Origin of the sequence: Collinsella sp. TF07-1, assembly GCF_003437235.1 — a bacterium.
Classification (GTDB): Bacteria; Actinomycetota; Coriobacteriia; order Coriobacteriales; family Coriobacteriaceae; genus Collinsella.
The window spans coordinates 40578-59670 of record NZ_QSRV01000014.1 but is presented as its reverse complement, the minus strand read 5'-3'; the positions used below and the strand labels follow the sequence as shown (position 1 = coordinate 59670).

Annotated in this window: 16 protein-coding genes and 1 tRNA gene; 5 read left to right on the top strand and 12 right to left on the bottom strand. The window is 61.7% G+C overall.

What is annotated here, in order from left to right; translation table 11 throughout:
* Window positions 1–274: 274 nt before the first annotated feature.
* Together DXC67_RS06695 and DXC67_RS06690 are read left to right on the top strand one after the other, a co-directional pair.
* A complete protein-coding gene (locus tag DXC67_RS06695; RefSeq protein WP_006235480.1) occupies window positions 275–760 on the top strand; it encodes a CarD family transcriptional regulator in 486 nt (161 codons plus the stop codon).
* Between the two features lie 102 nt (window positions 761–862).
* Window positions 863–1462 (top strand): HD domain-containing protein, encoded by a 600-nt coding sequence (locus DXC67_RS06690; protein ID WP_117637809.1) that lies wholly within the window; start codon window positions 863–865, stop codon window positions 1460–1462.
* A 59-nt stretch (window positions 1463–1521) separates the two neighbouring features.
* Here the strand turns inward: DXC67_RS06690 and DXC67_RS06685 are convergent, their stop codons facing one another.
* Window positions 1522–2808 (bottom strand): glutamate-5-semialdehyde dehydrogenase, encoded by a 1287-nt coding sequence (locus tag DXC67_RS06685; RefSeq protein ID WP_117637808.1) that lies wholly within the window; start codon window positions 2806–2808, stop codon window positions 1522–1524.
* A gap of 112 nt (window positions 2809–2920) precedes the next feature.
* Between DXC67_RS06685 and DXC67_RS06680 the strand changes: the two genes are divergently transcribed.
* Window positions 2921–4339: an alpha/beta fold hydrolase gene (locus DXC67_RS06680; RefSeq protein WP_117637807.1), complete on the top strand. Its 1419-nt coding sequence runs from the start codon at window positions 2921–2923 to the stop codon at window positions 4337–4339.
* Window positions 4340–4600: 261 nt separating this feature from the next.
* Here the strand turns inward: DXC67_RS06680 and proB are convergent, their stop codons facing one another.
* From proB to DXC67_RS06655, 5 genes are all read right to left on the bottom strand, one after another.
* Window positions 4601–5728 (bottom strand): glutamate 5-kinase, encoded by a 1128-nt coding sequence (proB, locus tag DXC67_RS06675; RefSeq protein WP_089572036.1) that lies wholly within the window; start codon window positions 5726–5728, stop codon window positions 4601–4603.
* A gap of 79 nt (window positions 5729–5807) precedes the next feature.
* A complete protein-coding gene (locus tag DXC67_RS06670; RefSeq protein ID WP_117583751.1) occupies window positions 5808–7313 on the bottom strand; it encodes a nicotinate phosphoribosyltransferase in 1506 nt (501 codons plus the stop codon).
* Between the two features lie 81 nt (window positions 7314–7394).
* Window positions 7395–7853, bottom strand: coding sequence for a hypothetical protein (locus DXC67_RS06665; RefSeq protein ID WP_055252324.1), 459 nt, complete (start codon window positions 7851–7853; stop codon window positions 7395–7397).
* A gap of 63 nt (window positions 7854–7916) precedes the next feature.
* Window positions 7917–7989: transfer RNA gene (locus DXC67_RS06660), tRNA-Ala, on the bottom strand.
* Window positions 7990–8140: 151 nt separating this feature from the next.
* The gene (locus DXC67_RS06655) at window positions 8141–9079 is read right to left on the bottom strand and encodes a radical SAM protein (RefSeq protein WP_117637806.1); all 939 of its coding nucleotides are present in this window, start codon (window positions 9077–9079) and stop codon (window positions 8141–8143) included.
* 524 nt (window positions 9080–9603) lie between these two features.
* On the opposite strand from DXC67_RS06655, the gene DXC67_RS06650 reads away from it, so the two are divergent.
* Window positions 9604–10803, top strand: coding sequence for an MraY family glycosyltransferase (locus DXC67_RS06650; protein ID WP_117637805.1), 1200 nt, complete (start codon window positions 9604–9606; stop codon window positions 10801–10803).
* Window positions 10804–10973: 170 nt separating this feature from the next.
* Window positions 10974–12023 (top strand): tryptophan--tRNA ligase, encoded by a 1050-nt coding sequence (gene trpS, locus DXC67_RS06645; RefSeq protein WP_117637804.1) that lies wholly within the window; start codon window positions 10974–10976, stop codon window positions 12021–12023.
* Window positions 12024–12416: 393 nt separating this feature from the next.
* Here the strand turns inward: trpS and DXC67_RS06640 are convergent, their stop codons facing one another.
* From DXC67_RS06640 to DXC67_RS06615, 6 genes are all read right to left on the bottom strand, one after another.
* Complete coding sequence (locus DXC67_RS06640) at window positions 12417–12737, bottom strand: MGMT family protein (RefSeq protein WP_117637803.1); 321 nt, start codon at window positions 12735–12737, stop codon at window positions 12417–12419.
* A gap of 80 nt (window positions 12738–12817) precedes the next feature.
* Complete coding sequence (locus DXC67_RS06635; protein WP_117637802.1) at window positions 12818–13672, bottom strand: DegV family protein; 855 nt, start codon at window positions 13670–13672, stop codon at window positions 12818–12820.
* A 119-nt stretch (window positions 13673–13791) separates the two neighbouring features.
* A complete protein-coding gene (locus DXC67_RS06630) occupies window positions 13792–14241 on the bottom strand; it encodes a MarR family winged helix-turn-helix transcriptional regulator (protein WP_117637801.1) in 450 nt (149 codons plus the stop codon).
* Window positions 14242–14409: 168 nt separating this feature from the next.
* Window positions 14410–15129, bottom strand: a complete 720-nt coding sequence (locus tag DXC67_RS06625; protein WP_117637800.1) for a B3/4 domain-containing protein — start codon at window positions 15127–15129, stop codon at window positions 14410–14412.
* Between the two features lie 227 nt (window positions 15130–15356).
* Entirely contained in the window at window positions 15357–17027 is a 1671-nt protein-coding gene (pckA, locus tag DXC67_RS06620; protein ID WP_199410659.1) for a phosphoenolpyruvate carboxykinase (ATP), read from the bottom strand.
* A 251-nt stretch (window positions 17028–17278) separates the two neighbouring features.
* Complete coding sequence (locus DXC67_RS06615) at window positions 17279–18850, bottom strand: L-lactate permease (RefSeq protein WP_117637799.1); 1572 nt, start codon at window positions 18848–18850, stop codon at window positions 17279–17281.
* Window positions 18851–19093 lie beyond the last annotated feature (243 nt).

The following is a 19093-nucleotide window of genomic DNA, read 5'->3' as shown; positions in this document are numbered from 1 at the left end:
TGCGGAAACGCGGGGCCCGTTCAGGCTGTTGCGTTGAGATTGAAAATCAACCTATGCACAAAAATGACTACAGCTCGCACAGGACCATTCAAAGATAGCGGTCTGCCTGCCGATTGTGCACCTGCCGAAAATGCATAAACATGTGCATGAGCTGCTCGGAATATCGAATACTCTTACCTATCGGAGTTGTGTGCTTTTCCTGCATAAAGTAATGGTTTGCGCACGTCAACGTGGTATTCTAGACATACGCAAATTCGTATAAGTTGGAGGTAGCATGTTCTCAATCGGTCAACACGTCATTCATCCGGGCCAGGGAGTCTGCACCGTCGTCGGTTTTAGGGACGACACGCCGCAGCCCATGTTGTTGCTCGAGACCAAGCAGGGACATGCGCAGACGATTCTCATGTACCCCGTGGCGCAGGCCGACCGCCTACATGCCGCCATCTCTCAGCAGGATGCCGAGCACCTGCTGAGCCACTACGACGAGCTGGAGTGCGACACCTTTACCGAGCGCAACAGCTCGCTTGAAGAGACACACTTTAAGCAGCAGCTCAAGCTGGGCGCGCCCGAGACGGTCCGTGTGGCCAAGACGATGATGCACCGCATCCGCCAGGCCGAGGAAGCTGATAAAAAGCCCAGCTCCTACTACATGCGCGTACTCAAGGAAGCCAAGCGCCGCTCCATCGAGGAGTTCGCCGTGGCCCTGGGCGTCACCGAAGAGGCCGCCGAAGCCCGCCTAGCCCAAGCCGCCCTCAACTAACCTGTCAAAAACCACCACAAAGGGGACAGGCACCTTTGTGGTGGTTTTCTTGTTCTAGTAGTATTCAATCTCATCGATACCCACGAGCACAAGGAGTCTGTTATGGCAGAGACGCTTACCGCCGGAATCACCCGCGACCGCGCATTCGAACTGCTCAACGAGCACAACAAGGATCCGTTCCACATCACCCACGGCGAAACGGTCGAGGGCACCATGCGCTACTTTGCGCGCGAGTTCGACCCCGAGAACGAGGAGTTCTGGGGCATCGTCGGCCTGCTCCACGACCTGGATTGGGAGGAGCATGAGGACGACCCCATGAACCACACCATCTACGCTGCCGAGATCCTCGAAGGCGAGGGTGCCTCTCCTGAGCTCATCCGCGCCATTCAGTCGCACACCTCTGATTTCAACACCTCGCTGCCCAAGCCCGAACTGCAGATGGAGAAGATCCTGTTTGCCTGCGACGAGCTTACCGGCCTGATCGGAGCCGCGGTTATCATGCGCCCGAGCAAGAGCGTCATGGACTTTACGACCAAGTCGCTCAAGAAGAAGTTCAAGGACAAGCGCTTTGCCGCCGGATGCTCGCGCGACGTGATTTCGCAAGGCGCTGAGATGCTGGGCTGGGAGCTTCCCGAGCTCTTTGACCGCACCATCGCGGCTATGCAGTCCTTCGCTCCCGATCGCGACGCCTTCCAGGCCTAGCACCAAAACCACCACAAAGGGGACAGGCACCTTTGTGGTGGTTTTTGTTTGCGTGGGCGTTAGGGGCGGACCTGACCGGTGCCGCGAAGCTTGTATTTGTAGGTGGTGAGGGCCTCGGCGGCAAAGGGTCCGCGGGCGTGGAGCTTTTGGGTCGAGATGCCAATTTCGGCGCCCAGGCCAAACTCGCCGCCGTCGGTAAAGCGCGTGCTGGCGTTGGCGTACACGGCCGAGGCATCGACCGCGTCCAGGAAGCGCTCGCAAGCATCCGTGTCCTCGGCAACGATGGCCTCGGAGTGCATCGTGCCGTAGCGGTTGATGTGCGCGATGGCCTCGTCCTCGTTTGCCACGACCTTCACGCTCATCTCGAGCGCCAGATACTCGCGGCCCCAGTCCTCCTCAGTCGCGGCGACGTAGTCATCGCCCTCGGCAAGCCCGGCGTCGGCGCATGCGGCGCACGTGGCCTCGTCGCCGTGAATGAGCACGCCGTGGTCATGCAGCACGGCCACGACCGCGGGCAAAAACGCATCGGCCACGGCACGGTCGACCAGCAGCGACTCGGCGGCATTGCACACGCCCACGCGCTGCGTCTTAGCGTTGACGATAATATTGAGCGCTTTATCGAAGTCGGCGGATTCATGCACGTAGATGTGGCAGTTACCCGTGCCCGTCTCGATCACCGGAACGAGCGACTCGCGCACGCAGCGCTGGATCAGGCCCGCACCGCCACGCGGAATGAGCACATCGACGACGCCGCGGAGCTTCATGAGCTCGCCGGTGGCCTCGCGGTCGGTAGACTCGATCATCGACACGGCCTCGCGCGGGAAGCCCTTGGCCTCGAGCGCATCGGCCAGCAGCTCAGAAATCGTGGCACACGAGTGATAGGCCAGCGAGCCGCCGCGCAGAATGCAGGCGTTGCCGGTGCGGATGCAGATGCCCGCGGCGTCGGCCGTCACGTTGGGGCGCGCCTCGTACACCATGGCGACCAGGCCCAACGGCACGCTCACGCGGGTGAGGTCCACGCCGCTTGCGAGCACGCGGTGGTCGAGCACGCGGCCGACAGGATCGGGCAGCTCGGCGAGCTTCTCCAGGCCGGCGGCCATACCCTCGACGCGCTCGGGCGTCAGCAGCAGACGGTCGAGGAGCCCCGCCGAGGTCCCCGCATCGCGCGCGGCGGACATATCGAGCTCGTTGGCGGCGACGATGGAGTCGACACCGTTGCGCAGTGCTGCGGCCATGGCGCGCACGGCCTCCTGGCGCTGCTCGTCGCTCGCCGTGGCAAGCGAGGCCGACGCTGCCTTAGCGGCAACGGCAAGATCGTGGACATACGTGGCTATATCGACCGACATGGGCGGCCCTTTCTCCTAGAAGTTTGCAACCATGGTAGCCGATTTGCGCATGGCCTCGCCCGCGGCGGTAGAATTGGTCAACCCGAAACACCGCAACGAACGGAAGACTCACATGGCCCTCATCACTTCGTACCACGTCCCCGGCCTGTATGTCGAGGACCACAGCATCGACGTCCCCCTCGACTGGCGCGGCCTGGAGCCGATGCTCCTGGCCGTCGGCAGCACCATGCGCCGCGGCGCTATACCGACACCCATCGCCGGCGCGCCCGAGAGCATCAAGCTCTTCTACCGTGTGGTTTGCGCACCCGACCGCATCAACGACGACCTGCCGCTCCTTCTCTTTTTGCAGGGTGGCCCCGGTGGCGAGAGCCCGCGTCCGCTGTCGCCCACAAGCGATGGCTGGATCGAAGAGGCCGTCAAGCATTTCCGCGTCGTGCTGCCCGACCAGCGCGGTACCGGGCGCAGCAGCTGTGTAGACGGGCGCACGATTGCCGCACTGGGCGAGCGCGCCGAGGCGGCAGGCTCCGATGCGGCCCGCTCGCAGGCGGACTTCCTCAAGCGTCACCTCGCCAGCTCCATCGTGCGCGATTTTGAGTACCTGCGCCTGGTGGGCTTTGGCGGCAAGCCCTGGGTCACACTCGGGCAGAGCTACGGCGGCTTTTTGACGTTGAGCTATCTGTCGCTCTTCCCCGAGGGCGTGGCGGCAAGCTTTACCTGCGGCGGCATTCCGCACGTGCCGGCGAGCGCCAGCGAGGTCTACGCGCACACCTTCCCGCGCATGGCCGCCAAGACGCAGCAGTATTACGACCGTTACCCCGCCGATGTCGAGCGCGTGGCAGCCCTGGCCGATGCGCTCGAGGCTCAGAAGCCCGTACTGCCCGACGGCTCGCCAATGACGGTCGAGCGCCTACAGCTCATGGGCAGCGACTTTGGCATGAAGCCGAGCTTTGAGCGCATGCATTGGATTATCGATCATGCTTTTGTTGACGGCGACGGCACGCTGGCCTGCGGCGCCTCGGTATCCGACAGCTTTTTGATGCGCGCCTTCGAGCGCACCAACACGCGCACGAATCCGCTGTACTGGACGCTTCAGGAGTTCATCTACGCCGACGGCGACACCATGCCCATTCGCTGGGCCGCGGCAGAAGAGAAGGCCCATCGTGCCGAGTTCGACACGCTCACGCGACCGCTCATGTTTACCGGCGAGGCCATGTTCCCGTGGATGTTCGAGCAGATGCCCGAGCTCAAGCCCTTCAAGCCCGCCATGGACCTGCTGATGGAAGACACCAGCTGGGACAAGATCTACGACCCGCAGCGCCTGGCGTGCAACGAGGTGCCCCTGCAGGCCGCGGTGTACTTCGATGACATGTACGTGGACTCGGGCATGCAGCTCGATACGCTCAGCCGCGTGGGCAACTCGCATGCCTGGGTGACCAACGAGTTCGAGCACGACGGCTTGCACGGCAGCGTGGTGTTCAAGCACCTCTTCGACGAAGCCCTCAACCGCGGAGACCTGCGCCAGATCTTCTAGCAAAGGAGTGTCCCCGTCTGCCGGCACAATAGGAACGTCCCCAAGTGCCGAACAAGTGCCGGCAACGACAATGCCGCAGGTAGAGGACGGAAAGCGAAAACGCCCCTTAGCAGTGGCTTTAAATCGTAGGTCGAACAAAAGAAGCGAGCGCCGCCCAGAGCGAACAAGTTGGCATGAAAAAGGCGAGGCATAGACCTGATGGTCATGCCTCGCCTTTTGAATGACAAATTGTCGCTCTGGGCGGCGCGCAGCGTCGACCCGTTAGGCGAAGACGATTAGATTATCCCTGTGTATCGCGGGCTTCTCGGCCAGGTCTGCGAGCAGGCGGTTGCTGGCGATCTGGTCCTGGCGGCGACCGGCAGCAAGCTCCAGCACGTCCGAATCGGCTTCGGCGATACCGCGGGCGACGACCATACCGCTCGGATCGCACACATCGAGCACATCGCCCTCGGCAAACTGGCCATCGACCTCGCGAATACCCACCGCAAGCAGGGAAGAGCCACGGCTGACCAGCGCCTTCGCAGCACCATCATCGACCGTCACCGAGCCATGTGCCTTGTCGCCCAGCGCGATCCACAGCTTGCGGGGTGCGATGTCCAGGCGCTCCGCCGGCGGATCGAACAGCGTACCCACGCTCTCGCCGCGGGCCAGACGCACGAGCGCATCGGGCTCCTCGCCCGAGCAAATCACGCTTTGAATGCCCGCCGTCATGAGAATGCGGCTCGCGCGAATCTTGGTGATCATGCCGCCCGTACCCACCGATGTGGAAGAATCGCCCGCCGAGGCGATAATCTTGGCATCGATCTTATGCACGACCGGGATAAACTCGGCCGTCGGATCCTCATGCGGATTGGCGGTGTAGAGGCCATCGATGTCCGAGAGCGTCACGCACAGATCGGCAGAAACCAGGCAGCTCACAAGCGCCGCCAGCGTGTCGTTGTCGCCAAACTTGATCTCATCGACGGTGACGGTATCGTTCTCGTTGACGACCGGCACCACGCCAAGCTCCACAAGGCGAAGCAGGGCGTCGCGCGCGTGCAGGTAGGACGTGCGGCGCGCCGTGTCGTGACGCGTGAGCAGCACGAGCGAGGTGAGCAGGTCGCGCGCATGGAACTCCTCGTCGTAGGCCGACGAGATGATGCACTGACCGGCCGAGGCGCAGGCCTGCAGGCTCGGCAGGTCGCCGACCGGCTTACGGTCGAAGCCCAGCACGGGATAGCCGCAGGCAATGGCGCCCGAGCTCACCACGATCAGGCGCCAGCCAAGCTCGCGCAGCGCTGCGGCCTGGTCGGCAAGCCCGCCGATAAAGGCGCGGTTGACCTTGCCGTCGGCGCCCACCACCGTGGACGAACCGATCTTTACCACCATCGTTTTATAAGAAGTCGTCATACGTCAAACCAATCAACTGTTCAGCGAACGGCCGAGCCGGCGGCAAGGGAAGCGTGACTCGCCCCTACCGCCCAAGGAATTAGTGAGCCCAGGGAAAGGCAGAGGCCGCGGCCATGTTCTTGCGCACGAGCTCGTCGCGCACCTGAGCCAGGCCCTGCTCCATACCCACCACATAGGTCTGCGGGTACAAGAAGCGCTTGAAAGCTGCGTCCAGATGGTCGAGCGCCCAAGCACAGCGCTCGCGCGCGTCCTGGATGCTCTCACGTGGAGCCACCGCACTGCCATCGCGCACGATCGGCACCAGCAGCTCGCGATACTCAAGTTCGGACACGTCGGTCACCAGGGCGGCATCGTTCACGGCCACAAGGGTATTGCCGCGCGCGGCGCCCTCCCCCGCCAGATGGTCCTCGTCGTAGATCATGTCGCAGACCGGGCCGCCAAAGCCGTCGTAATAACGGCGCACGCGTTGCACACCCGGGATCGTGCGCTTGTATGGCTGCTCAGAGAGCTTGACCACCGGCGTCCATGGATCTGCCTCGCTCGCACGGCGGGCGGAAAGCTTGTACACGCCGCCCAGCGCCGGCTGGTCATAGCAGGTCGCAAGCTTGGTACCCACGCCAAAGCTGTCGATGGGCGCGCCCTGGTCGAGCAGCGACTGAATCGTGTACTCATCCAAATCGTTAGAAACCGAGATCCCCACATAGGGCAGGCCCTCGGCATCAAAACGGCCGCGCACATACTTGGAGAGCTTGGCGAGGTCGCCGGAGTCGATGCGAATGGCCGACAGGCGCTCGCCCACCGCTTCCATCTCCTTGGCAACCGTAATGGCATGTTCACAGCCCTCGCGCACGTCATAGGTGTCGATGAGCAGCGTACAGTTCTTGGGGCTCGACTTGGCAAAGGCGCGGAAGGCCTCGAGCTCGGAATCGAAGCTCATCACCCAGCTGTGCGCATGCGTGCCAAAGACGGGAATACCGTAGCGGCGGCCGGCGAGCACATTGGACGTAGAGGAGCAGCCGGCAACGTAGCTCGCGCGCGCGACGGCCAAGCCGCCATCGGGACCCTGAGCGCGGCGCAGGCCAAACTCGGCAACGGGACGGCCGTCCGCCGCCAGCACCACGCGCGCCGTCTTGGTGGCGACAAGCGTCTGGAAGCCGACGATGTTGAGCAGCGCCGTCTCAAGCAGCTGGCACTCCAGCGCGGGGCCGGTGACGCGAACCATGGGCTCGCGCGGAAAGACGAGCTCGCCCTCGGGCACGGCGTCGATGTTTACATGCGCACGAAAATCGCGCAGGTAGTCGAGGAATCCAGGCTTGAACATCGCGCCGCCGGCCGGGGCCTGGAGCGAGGCGAGGTAGTCGATGTCCTCGGGCGTAAAGCGCAGATTCTCGACCAGCTCGGGCAGTTCGGCGGTGCCGCACATGACGGCATAGGCGCTGCCGAAGGGATGGTCGCGGTAAAACGCCGTAAAGCAACCCTGCTCATTGGCCTTGCCGCTCTCCCACAGGCCCTGGGCCATAGTGAGTTCGTACAGATCAGTGAGCATTGCAATGTCGGTGGGATGCGAGATGTCGGTCAAAGCCATGGGGCGACCTTTCGGATGCGTTGTGCAGAGGTTGAGGGTTGGCGAGGCGGGCGTGCGGGCATGGAGCCCAGCGCGAACAGGCTAAAGCAGGCCCATGCTGGTCAGGATCGTGTAGCCCATAAAGATGACAAACGCGATGAGGGCAAGGACAATGATGATTTTTTGAGCCGGCGCCATACCGGGGATCTCGTTCTCACCCGCAGGCTCCTTGGAGGTAACCATGCGCTGGGCAAAGCTCATCTCGTCACGGCTCGGCTTGGGATCGACGGACTTGGGACGAGCGGCCTTTTTAGGCTGAGGTTTGGGCGCGGCAGGTGCAGGCTTCGCAGCAGCGGGCTTGGGTGCGGGCGCGGGCTTGGGCTCGGATGCAACCTTCGCAGCGGCCTCCTCGGCCTTCTCGCGCTCGGCACGCAGGGCGGCCAACTCCTCACGCTCGCGGCGTGCCTCTTCCTGGGCCTCGCGACGAGCTTTCTCGGCGCGGAGCTCTTCCAACTCGGCGCGTTCCTCGGCAGACAGTGGTTGGGACTCAAGCTCGGCCATGGTACAGCCCTTTCTTTTAAAAAAGCCGCCGACACAATGTCAGCGGCTTATCAAATCCAAGGGTGGAGACGAAGGGAGTCGAACCCTCGGCCTCTGCCATGCGACGGCAGCGCTCTCCCAACTGAGCTACGTCCCCAGGACAAGTCGATATTTTACCTACGGCTCGCCAACTGTCAACGCCCAATAATCAGTCTTTTTGGGGCGCGGCTATTTTGACAACTTTTCGAGCAGGCGATCCTCTCGATGATTTTTTAATCCCCGTCCCAGAAAAATCATCGGCGAGCGCACTACTTTGCGCTGGTGAGGACGCCGGTGGTGTCGAACGCCGGGGTGAAGCTCTCGTCTACCGCTCCACCTTCTTGCCAAAACATCGTCGTAAAGCCCAGGTCGTCGGCATGGTCGAGCACCTGCTCGTACTCCTCGCGCGTCACGGCGCGCGCCAGGTCGCCGCCTTGTTCGCGCATGAGGGCATTGGGCGTGTACTGGTTCATGACCGAGATCGGCACGTCGCCCATCGTCTGCCACACCAGGTCCAACACGCGGCACGAATCGTCCGCATGCCCCGGCAGCACCAGATGACGCACGATTATGCCGCGCTTCATGAGCCCGTCCCCGTCTACCAGCTCTCCCCCGCGGCGCTCAATTTCGCGCGCCATCTGGGCCAGACCCGACACAGCCACGCGCGGGTAGTCCTTAATATGAGAGAGTGACTGCGCAAGCGCCGCATTGGCATACTTAAAGTCGGTAAGCCACACGTCGACCAAATCGCCGAGCGCCGCCACGGCACTCGCACGCTCATAACCGCTCGTGTTGTAGACGATTGGAATGACCAGTCCGCGCTCCCGAGCTGCGGCAATCGCGGCCGGCAGCAGGTGAGCATAATGCGTCGCCGTCACCAGATTGATGTTATTGGCACCTTGGTCCTGCAGCTCCAGCATAATCTCGACCAGGCGCTCGGGCGAAATCTCAAGCCCAAAATTGCCCGTCGAGATCTCGTGGTTCTGGCAATAGATACATTTGAGCGAACAGCCGCTAAAGAAAATCGTACCCGAGCCGGCCTCGCCCGAAATGGGCGGCTCCTCCCACATATGGAGCGCCGCGCGGGCCACCTTGAGCGTGTCATCGGCACCGCATACGCCGTGCGCACCCTCGTCGCGCACCGCACCGCAACGGCGCGGACACAAATGGCAGGCGGGCGAAAAAAGTTCGGTCAACGGCGTCGACATAAAAACATGCTCCAAAACAACGATTCAGCAGCTCAAACGTAAAGGGACCAACCGCACAGACGGCTCGAGCCCAAGGCGCCGTAATCGTCCGACACGATTTTTGTAATGTCAAGACTGGAATCGATAAAGTGCCGCTTTATGATGTAGGTATTCCGCCCCCCGCGGAGCAACTGGGTGAACCGTCGCGTTTATTTAGGGAGCCCACACAGTCGTACCTAGTACAGGTATCCTTCGTTGTTAAGGACGCTGGAACAGTCGATGAGGGCACCCACCTGTTTTAGGTGGGTTCATTTTCGTAACGTGGGGGGTGGTTTTTATTTGCCGAAAACCACCATTACAGCCCATATGGATCCCCGCCGGTATCCCGACAATCCATCGACAACATCCCAATATCTGGTAAGCGCGTGATTATCGCTGCGTGCAATTCCATGCACCCCCCTTGGTCGAGTATCATGGTTCGGCTATGCCCTTTGCGCTTAGCAACCTTTGACCTTTTCCTTCGACGCTTGGCGGTTTTTAGATTCATGGCTTCATCCCCGAGCTACATACCGTATCTATGCGTGGCAGCGGCGGCCTTTATCACGACCTTCCTCACGGTGCCCCTGGTCAAGCGCTTGGCAATTAAGCTCGACGCCGTCGACTATCCTTCTAAGCGCCGCATTAACACCAAGCCCATCCCGCGTTTGGGCGGAACGGCGGTGTTTTTGGGCCTGGTCGTTGCCTGTATTGTGCAAATCCTAGGCACCTGGTACCTGGGTTGGCCGCCCGTTTTGGTGCCCCACCCCCGTCTGCACATCAGCTACCCCATACTTGCGCTTTCTTTTACCGTCATCTTTGCGACCGGCGCTATCGACGACGTCTTCCAGCTCAAGCCCAAGCAAAAGCTAGCCGGACAGGTCCTCGCCGCGCTTATCGCCTGTATCGGCGGCCTGCGGATCGGCGTCATCGTCAACCCGTTTGCCCCCGGCGAAATCATGCTCGGATGGCTCGCCTACCCCATCACCGTGATCTATCTGGTGGCATTCACCAACATCATTAACCTCATCGACGGCCTCGACGGCTTGGCCACGGGCATCTGCGGCATCGCGTCGTTCACCATGTTTTCGATGGCCGTTCTCTCGGGCCGCATCGACGCCGCCGCGCTCTCCATTGCGCTCTTTGGCGCCTGTCTGGCCTTTTTGCGCTACAACTTCAACCCCGCAAGCATCTTCTTGGGCGACTCGGGGTCGCTGCTTCTGGGCTTTGCGCTGGGCTCCATCTCGCTGCTCAACGTGAGCCGCACCGCCGCGCTCACCTCGCTCATCATCCCGCTCATCGTGGCCGGCGTGCCCATCATCGATACGTTTAGCGCCATCGTGCGCCGCAAGCGCGCCCACATTAGCATTGGGCAGGCCGACAAGGGCCACATCCACCACCGCCTCATTCAAGAGGGTTACAACCAAAAGCAGGCCGTACTACTCATCTATGCCTGGTGCATCATGCTTTCGGCCGGCGCCGCCGCGATTAACCAGGTCGAAGTGCCCATGCGTGTGCTCATCTTTACCGTGCTCGCCATTGGCTCGGCGGCCTTTGCCAAGCACCTGCACCTGTTTGAACCCGTGCTACGCCACCATTACAACAAGCGCACGCATGAGGACGAGCTCGTCACCCCCGACGACCCCGCCTTTAAGCAGGAGGAGCAGGCAGCCGAGGAGCGCAAAGAAGAGCGCCACCACAAGCTCTAGGGCAAGCTGCCGAGAATGTGCCAAGGCACCGTTAGCCAAGCGCGGCCGCGCCGCACCCATCGCACATGCCGCACCACGCGCGTCCCTCTCCCGCCCCTCGCCTACTTACGCACCGCCTCTCTAATAAACACGCTATCATCTTGACCCATGAACATACGTTAGGAGCAATCATGCCAAACGAGAACAGCTACGAAGTCGCGCTGCAAAAGAGCAACGCCATTCGCGAGGGCCTGGCCAAGACGCCCGAGAAGTTCACCATGCTCACCGGCGACCGCCCCACCGGCCGTCTGCACCTGGGCCACTACTTCGGTACCCTCAAGGGCCGCGTGGAGCTACAGAACATGGGTGCAAAGACCAACGTGCTCATCGCCGACTATCAGGTCATCACCGACCGCGACACCACCGAGCACATCCAGGACAACGTGTACAACATGGTCATGGACTACCTTGCCTGCGGCATTGACCCCAACAAGACCATGATCTACGCGCACTCCGCCGTGGCCGCCGCCAACCAGCTCATGCTGCCGTTCCTGTCGCTGGTCTCCGAGGCCGAGCTGGCGCGCAACCCCACCGTCAAGGCCGAGATGGAGGCCTCGGGCCACGAGCTCACCGGCCTTCTGCTCACCTACCCGGTGCATCAGGCCTGCGACATCCTGTTCTGCAAGGGCAACGTCGTGCCCGTCGGCCGCGACCAGCTGCCGCACATCGAGCTCACCCGCACCATCGCCCGCCGCTTTAACAACCGCTACGGCAAGGTGTTCCCCGAGGTCGACGCGCTGCTGTCCGAGACCCCGCTGCTGCCGGGCCTGGACGGTCGCAAGATGAGCAAGAGCTACGGCAACGCCATCAACATCTCGATGACCGCCGAGGAAACGGCCAAACGCATCAAGAAGAGCCAGACCGACTCCGAGCGCATGATCACGTTCGATCCCGAGAACCGCCCCGGCGTGTCTGGCCTGCTTTCAACAGCCGCCATCTGCACCGGCCGTTCCGAAGTCGAGATTGCCGAGGAGATTGGCATGGGCGGCTCCGGCCAGCTCAAGAAGTACGTGACCGAGGCCGTCAACGAGTACTTCGCACCTATCCGCGAGCGTCGCCAGCGCTACGAGAACGATCTGGACTATGTGAAGGACGTCCTGCATGAGGGCAACCGTCGCGCCAATGAGATCGCCGAGCAGACCCTGGCCGAGGTTCAGGACGCCATGGGCATGGTGTACTAGACCGATTTGTTGGCTTGAGCTTTCGATTGCTTTAGGGCGGGCGCTACGGCGTCCGCCTTTTTTGGAGCCGGACCGCTTCAGCTCCATCCATCACACTCTCCCGACAAACAGGAACAGGCCCGCCGGCAGTTAGCTGCCAGCGGGCCTGTTCCCGAAGTACACCGTTGAATCGCACAGAGGGGAGGGATGCGAATCAAACTCAACAGGGCAGGCTTTTTCATCGCCTATTGCCTGCTCCGTTGCTGAAACCAATATAGTTCACCGTGGCTTACTTTCTAGCGTCAAACTACCCCAACACACCTTCTCCATAAGTTAGCCCAGGTAAACCTGCAACGGAAAGCCACCACAAAGGGGACAGGCGCCTTTGTGGTGGCTTTGACCACGGCAGAGCTGTTAGAGTCCAGCAGGCCAACGACAGGCGGCCAGATCAACATGCATGGGATCGGCAAACGTCACGCCCTCCCCCATTAAGAGCTCGCGCTGAGCATCGGGGCCGCCAAAGGCAAAGCCCTCACAGATACGGCCGTCGGCAAACACCACGCGATGACAGGGAATTTGGCCAGGGCGCGGATTACTATGAAGGGCATACCCCACGTACCGCGCACTTCGTGGACGACCGGCAAGCAGTGCCACCTGACCATACGTGGCGACCATCCCCTCGGGGATCTGCTCGACCACCTCGTACACCCGATCAAAAAAGCCCTCAGACGCCATTGCTCGCTCCCTTCCACCCGGAAAAGCATAAACCATCACAAAGGGGACAGGCACCTTTGTGATGGTTTATGGCAGGTCGGTTAGTTGGCGGGCTGGAAGAAGGCTACTGCCACGGCGCCGGGGCCAACGTGGGTTCCGATGGTGGCGCCGATGGTGTGAACGGGCAGTTCGCCCTCGGTGTGACCAGCCCACAGTGCCGCGCTGTCCTCGATATACTTCTTGAGCACCGCATCCGAAAGACCCGTATAGCCGAGCGCCAGCGGCATGGAAAAGTCGATGCCGCCCGCCTTTTCGACCTTTTGGTTCAGCAGGTTGCGGCCGTTCTTGGAACCGCGCGCCTTGCCCAGCTGCACGATCAGACCGTCCTCGACAGCCACCACGGGCTTCACGTTGAGCAGCGTGCCCACGGCGCCGGCCGCAGCAGACAGACGACCGCCGCGCACCAGGTACTCCAGCGTCTCGAGCAGGCCGATAACCACCACACGGTCGCGCACGGCCTCGACAGCCGCCGCGATCTGAGATGCACTGCGGCCCTCGTCCACCAAGCGCAGCGCATACTCGACCAGGACGCGCTCGCCCAGGGTGACGTTGTTGCTGTCTACCACGAACACGTCGCCACCTGGCGCCTCGGCAAGTGCGGTACGGGCACTCTGATTGGTGCCTGATAGCTTATCGCCCACGGTAATAATCACAGCCTCATCGCCGGCTTCACGAACCTTGGCAATCGCCTGCGAAAACGCGTACGGGTTGACCTGGCCGGTCTTGGGCAGCTCATCGCGCTCCACGAGCATCTCGTAAAAGCGTTGGTGATCGATATCGATGCCATCCATGTACACATCGGTGCCAAAGGTGACGGACAGCGGCAAAACGGCCAGTGCCGGGTGCTCGGCCGGCGACATATCGCTTGCGGAATCGGTAATAATGCGGACGGACATAGCGAATCCTTTCTTGCGCAGGTCCCGCGCAGGGAATTTTGACAGCAAGGCCCCGGCACGGTATACGCACTCAAACAGGACTATGCAGTTGTTAATTGGAAGCAAAAGCCTTGGCGGCCCTACAGCTCGCGCAGGGTGTTGAGAATCGTGCGCAGCGACGCATACATCTGCTCGCGCTGCTCCACACCCATAGCCTTACCGGTGGTATCGAGCACTTCGTGGATGATGCGGTCGGCCTCGCTCATGCTCTCGCCACCCAGAGCGGTCAGGCGCACCGGAGCACGATACTTAACGGCGGCATCGCCCGAATCGTCGACCTCGACGTAGCCGCCCTCCTCCAGATGCGCGAGCGTACGCGAGACGGCGGCGCGGGTCACGCCTGCCATGCGAGCCAGGTCAGCACCAGTCAGGCCGTCCTTGCTGCGCTCAAGATAGTAAAGGCACATAACGTCGGAGCCCTTGAGGCCCAGCCTTGCGCCCTCGGATGTCTTAATGCGCTGAATCTCCTTGTAGAGCCCGCTGATCAGTCCGACAAAGTCCTCGAAACGTGTCTCGTCGTTCTGCTGCATGAGAGACGACCGCCTTTCGCTTGCATAATGCTTATGGGTAAACATCTTAACCGTACCCAGCGGCCGCCAGCCCTGCACGACCTATTTGTTGACCCATCAACATAAAAACCACCACAAAGGACAGGTACCTTTGTGGTGGTTTTGGGCATCAATAGGTTCTAGGCGCCGCTACAGGTCCACACAGGGATTGTCGCGGGTCACAAGCGTCTTAACGACAACCGTCGCCCCCAAATACCGCTCGAGCAGATCGGCAAGACGGTCGATGGCGGCCTGGCAGTCCTCCATTCGCTCGGGCTCCACGCACTCAATCGCCAGGAACGCGTCGGTCGAATCGTCGGACAGGGCCGTTCGAACGCCGTCGCGCCAGTTCCAGCAGCGGCACACGGCGCCCGCATCATCGATGTAGGCGAGCTCGCCGGGAAGCGTCGGGTCACCTGTCTCCTCGCCAAGCGGCAGAAACGCATCGCCACCGTCGGTCACCGCCAACCGCAGATCGCCCTCAATAGCATGTAGGTCCTCGCCTCCCACGGGCAGCGCATAGGTCAGCGACACCGTGTTGTAGATGTCCACCGCGGGCGTAATGTGGCCCACAGGCTTGCCCTTAAGCACGCGCTTGAGCAAGTTCTCGATCGAGCAGCGGGCGCCCTTTTTAGTCTTGAACAGACGGTACGCGTCGCGCCATGCCTTGACCGGCGCGTTCTCGCTGATGGTATCGCTAGTCAGGTGGCGCTCCGCATCGATGTTGGCGCGGTCAAGCAGCGCGGCGATCGCATCCACGTCCTCCTGGGGAATCTGAGCCGCGGGCTTCATGCCCTTTACGACCACAACGCCGATAGCCGCCTGCGGAAATAGTTCCCAGAATGAATCCTCGGCAATAAAGCTCTTCATACGCTCTCCCTTCATTGTGCGCACCCGAGTGAGGGCGCCTAAACAAAAAGCGCCCTTACAACGGCCACCTTCAAAGTCCTACGGTGCCGCCACAAGAGCGCTTACGCTGTCCCCATCCGGAGAAGGGGACGATATGTCAGGCGTATTGTAACCCGAGCCATCCACGCGAGCAAAACCACCACAAAGGCGCCTGTCCCCTTTGTGGTGGATATGGACTCACAGCGAAGCTAGTGGCGAAGTCCCAGCAGCCCGCGGCCGCGATGACGGGCGTCGGCGTGTACTTGAGCGTGCGGACCGGCGGCCTTGACGGACTCGGGCAGGTGCGAGTACTTCTTCTCGAAGTTCTCCTCGAACATCACCGCCAGGTTGTGCGCTGCCTCGTCGTAGCGCGCGGTGCTCTGCCAGTACTGGCGCGGCACCAGAATGCCGTCGGGCACACCGTGGCACGTGGTGGGAATGTCGACGTTAAAAATATCGTCGTGCAAGAACTCGCTGTCCTCGATGGTACCGTCGAGGGCGCGGGCCACCAGGGCGCGCGTGTAGGCAAGCTCGATGCGATGACCCACGCCGTAGCCGCCGCCGATCCAGCCGGTGTTGACCAGGTACACACGCGTGCGGCCGTCGGCAATGCGCTCGCCGAGCATCTTGGCGTAAACCATGGGGTCGAGTGGCATAAACGGCTCGCCGAACAGCGAAGAGAACGTGGGCGTGGGCTCGGTGACGCCGACCTCGGTGCCGGGGATCTTGGCGGTGAAGCCCGTCACAAAGTGGTACATGGCGACATCGGCCGTCAGGCGTGAGATGGGCGGCAACACACCAAAGGCGTCGCAGGTCAAAAACAGCACGACGCTCGGAGTGGTGCCCATGCCCTTGGTCCACGCGTTGGGGATATGCTCAACGGGATAGGCCACGCGCGTGTTATGCGTGATCGAGACGTCATCGTAGTTGGGCTTGCGATTCTCGTCGAGCACCACGTTTTCGCAAATGGCGCCAAAACGGACGGCGTTGAAGATCTCAGGCTCGTGGAACGCGTCCAGGCCCTCGCACTTGGCGTAGCAGCCGCCCTCGATGTTAAAGATGCCCATATCGGACCAACCGTGCTCGTCGTCGCCGATCAGCAGGCGCGTGGGGTTGGCCGAAAGCGTGGTCTTGCCGGTGCCCGACAGGCCAAAGAACACGGCGGTCTCATGCGTGACGGGATCCATGCTAGCCGAGCAGTGCATGGGCAGCACGTCGTCCTCGACGGGCAGCAAATAATTCATAACGCTAAAGATCGACTTTTTAATCTCGCCGGAGTAGCCGGTGCCGGCGACCAGAATCACGCGTTCCTGGAAATTGATGACCACGGCGGCGCTGGAGTTGAGGCCCTTGATGGCAGGGTCGCACTGGTAACCGGGCGCTGCGAGCACGCAGAAGTCGGGCTCGCCGGTGCGCGCGATTTCGCGGGCGAGCGGGCGGGCGAGCATCTGCTTAATAAAGAGTGCCTGGCTGGCACGCTCGCAGGCAACGAGCAGGCGACGCGTGTGGTTGCGGTCGGCGCCCGCCATGCCGCGGGTGACGAACACGTCGCGCTCGTTGAGATAGTCGACGATGCCGGCCTTGATGGCCTCATAGCTCTCGACGGACAGCGGGCGGTTGACGGCGCCCCAGGCAATTTTGTCGTGGACATCGGGGGTGTCGACGATAAAGCGGTCATTGGGGGAACGGCCGGTACGCTCCCCCGTCTCGATCACCAGCGCGCCGTTGGATGCCATGCGGCCTTCTTCGCGGCGGATAGCGTGCTCGACGAGCTCCGCGGCGGGTAGATCGACCAGCAGACGGGGCTGATTCTCGGCGGGATCTTCGACCAGCGTAATACCAAAGTTGGACAAAACATCTGCAGGGGTAACACCAGGCATGGGGCCTCCTTTAAAAACGCGACACGTGGACGCGACGCGCACTTTACTCACGTAAAGCTCGTTGTACCCGATATGCAAAAACGTTTTTGCGGCAACGGCGAAGCGCCCGCCCAACGGTCAAAAATCGCACGCAAGCGGCCTAGTCATTGGAGACGTTCTTGAACAGGCAACATTCAAGGAGTGTCCCCGAATGCCGGCACTTAGGGACGTTCCCAAAGTGCCGGCACATAAGGAACGTCCCTAAGTGCCGACTATAGTGGCAGGCCTTGTCCGAGCATGGCGATGGCGCTCATGAGGACCAGCATGCCGGCGGCGTAGGGCAGCACGGCGCTCAGGAGTTCGGCGTCCTTGCCGCGCACGCGTACGGCGGCAAGACCAATGGCGAGCGTCTGCGGCGAAATCATCTTACCGGCAGCAACGCCAAGCGCATTCAGCGCGACCATCCAGTAGTCGCTCACACCCAGCGCTGTAGCAGCCTGGCTCTGGATGGGGCCAAACAGCATGCCTGAGGACGTGCCCGAACCGGTCACGAACGCACCGACGGCGCCGATCCACGGAGCCAGAATCGGGTACAGGCCGCCAGCGACCGCAATGCAAAACGCGCTGATCGAAGAAATCATGCCCGCATAGCCCATCACCTTGGCGCAACCCAGCACCGAAAGCATGGTAATGACTGTCGGCATCATCTGCTTGACGGTCGCGGCCAGCACCTCACCCATCAAGCGCGGCGAAGCGCCCTGAATGGCACCGCCGACAAACGCAGCCAGGAAAATCCAAACACCCGGCGTGTTGATCCACGAAAACGTAAGCGTGCCGGGGTTCTCGCCGCAATACACCTGCACGTGACTCGCAAACGGCGCGAGCGCGGCGTGCACGACGGGCACCAGGTTGGAGGTACCCAACAGCAGCACAAAAATCAGGATGAAGCACGACCAGGCAGAAAGCGCCGACTTAGCGGTGAGCTGTTCGCCGGCCTCGATATTCATGTGAAAGCGTGCGTCCAGATGCCCCGACTTCTCGGCACGCATAGCAAGCGCAGCTGTCAGCCCGAGCGAAACGATAGAACCGACGACGACGGCAAGCTCGGGACCCACAAACCTAGCAACGACCAGAGCCGCACCGGCAAAGGACACGCCGGAGAGCACGGCGATGCCCGCCGCGCCACGTAGGCGCTCGGCAACGCCTGCAACGTTGCCCTGGTCCTCGGCAACACGACCAGCAACCAGTACGATAAACAGCGGCATCATCACAAAGAAAGGCGCCAACTGCACCAGCTGAACGGTCGCCAGGTGCAGGGAATCCAGACCCACCAAGTCGGCAACGGACACCGTGGGGATGCCGATGGAGCCGTAGGGTGTGGGTACGCCGTTGGCCAGCAGGCAGATGAGCACGGCGGGCACGGCCTCAAAACCCAGGCCCGCGAGCATGCCGGCAGGAATGGCGACGGCAGTGCCAAAACCGGCCATGCCCTCCATAAAACCACCGAAGCACCAGGCCACGAGCAGCGCCAGCAGACGGCGGTCGCTGCTGATGGAGGTGATCATGCTGCCGATCACGTCCATGGCGCCCGTGCGAACGCACAGGTTATACGTGAATACCGCGGCGATGATCACCAGGACGATGGGCCACAGAGCCATCAAAAAGCCTTCAAGCGAGGCGGTCGCGATCTGCGCTGCCGGCAGGTGCCACCATGCGAAGGCAAGCACGCACGAAAGGACAAACGATCCGATAGCGGCCTTCCAAGCTGGCCATTTAAAGCACAGCAGCATCACGACCAGCCAAATAATCGGCACAAGAGCCAGTAAGAATGCGGCGACGTCCATAGGTAGAAGCTCCTTGGTGCCGCGTGGGCGGCATCGGGGGGGTGTCACAAAACTTCAACAGGATACCGCACACTTACCGACAAATTACAGCCGCCTGCCGAAAATATTGAACAATCCGTTCAAAAACACGAGCGAACACCGTCGCGTCTATACTAGAGCGCAGCAATAGAAAGGACCCCGCTTTGAGCATCACGCCCCTCGATAGCATTCGCCGCGCCATCGCCCGCCGCAATGGCGTCGCCG

Coding starts and splice junctions, on each gene's coding strand:
- DXC67_RS06625 (WP_117637800.1), bottom strand. CDS start 15,129: ATGAAGAGCTTTATTGCCGAGGATTCATTCTGGGAACTATTTCCGCAG.
- DXC67_RS06615 (WP_117637799.1), bottom strand. CDS start 18,850: ATGGACGTCGCCGCATTCTTACTGGCTCTTGTGCCGATTATTTGGCTG.
- DXC67_RS06680 (WP_117637807.1), top strand. CDS start 2,921: ATGGCCCTCATCACTTCGTACCACGTCCCCGGCCTGTATGTCGAGGAC.
- DXC67_RS06665 (WP_055252324.1), bottom strand. CDS start 7,853: ATGGCCGAGCTTGAGTCCCAACCACTGTCTGCCGAGGAACGCGCCGAG.
- DXC67_RS06670 (WP_117583751.1), bottom strand. CDS start 7,313: ATGGCTTTGACCGACATCTCGCATCCCACCGACATTGCAATGCTCACT.
- proB (WP_089572036.1), bottom strand. CDS start 5,728: ATGACGACTTCTTATAAAACGATGGTGGTAAAGATCGGTTCGTCCACG.
- DXC67_RS06655 (WP_117637806.1), bottom strand. CDS start 9,079: ATGTCGACGCCGTTGACCGAACTTTTTTCGCCCGCCTGCCATTTGTGT.
- trpS (WP_117637804.1), top strand. CDS start 10,974: ATGCCAAACGAGAACAGCTACGAAGTCGCGCTGCAAAAGAGCAACGCC.
- DXC67_RS06630 (WP_117637801.1), bottom strand. CDS start 14,241: ATGCAGCAGAACGACGAGACACGTTTCGAGGACTTTGTCGGACTGATC.
- DXC67_RS06640 (WP_117637803.1), bottom strand. CDS start 12,737: ATGGCGTCTGAGGGCTTTTTTGATCGGGTGTACGAGGTGGTCGAGCAG.
- DXC67_RS06635 (WP_117637802.1), bottom strand. CDS start 13,672: ATGTCCGTCCGCATTATTACCGATTCCGCAAGCGATATGTCGCCGGCC.
- DXC67_RS06695 (WP_006235480.1), top strand. CDS start 275: ATGTTCTCAATCGGTCAACACGTCATTCATCCGGGCCAGGGAGTCTGC.
- pckA (WP_199410659.1), bottom strand. CDS start 17,027: ATGCCTGGTGTTACCCCTGCAGATGTTTTGTCCAACTTTGGTATTACG.
- DXC67_RS06690 (WP_117637809.1), top strand. CDS start 863: ATGGCAGAGACGCTTACCGCCGGAATCACCCGCGACCGCGCATTCGAA.
- DXC67_RS06650 (WP_117637805.1), top strand. CDS start 9,604: ATGGCTTCATCCCCGAGCTACATACCGTATCTATGCGTGGCAGCGGCG.
- DXC67_RS06685 (WP_117637808.1), bottom strand. CDS start 2,808: ATGTCGGTCGATATAGCCACGTATGTCCACGATCTTGCCGTTGCCGCT.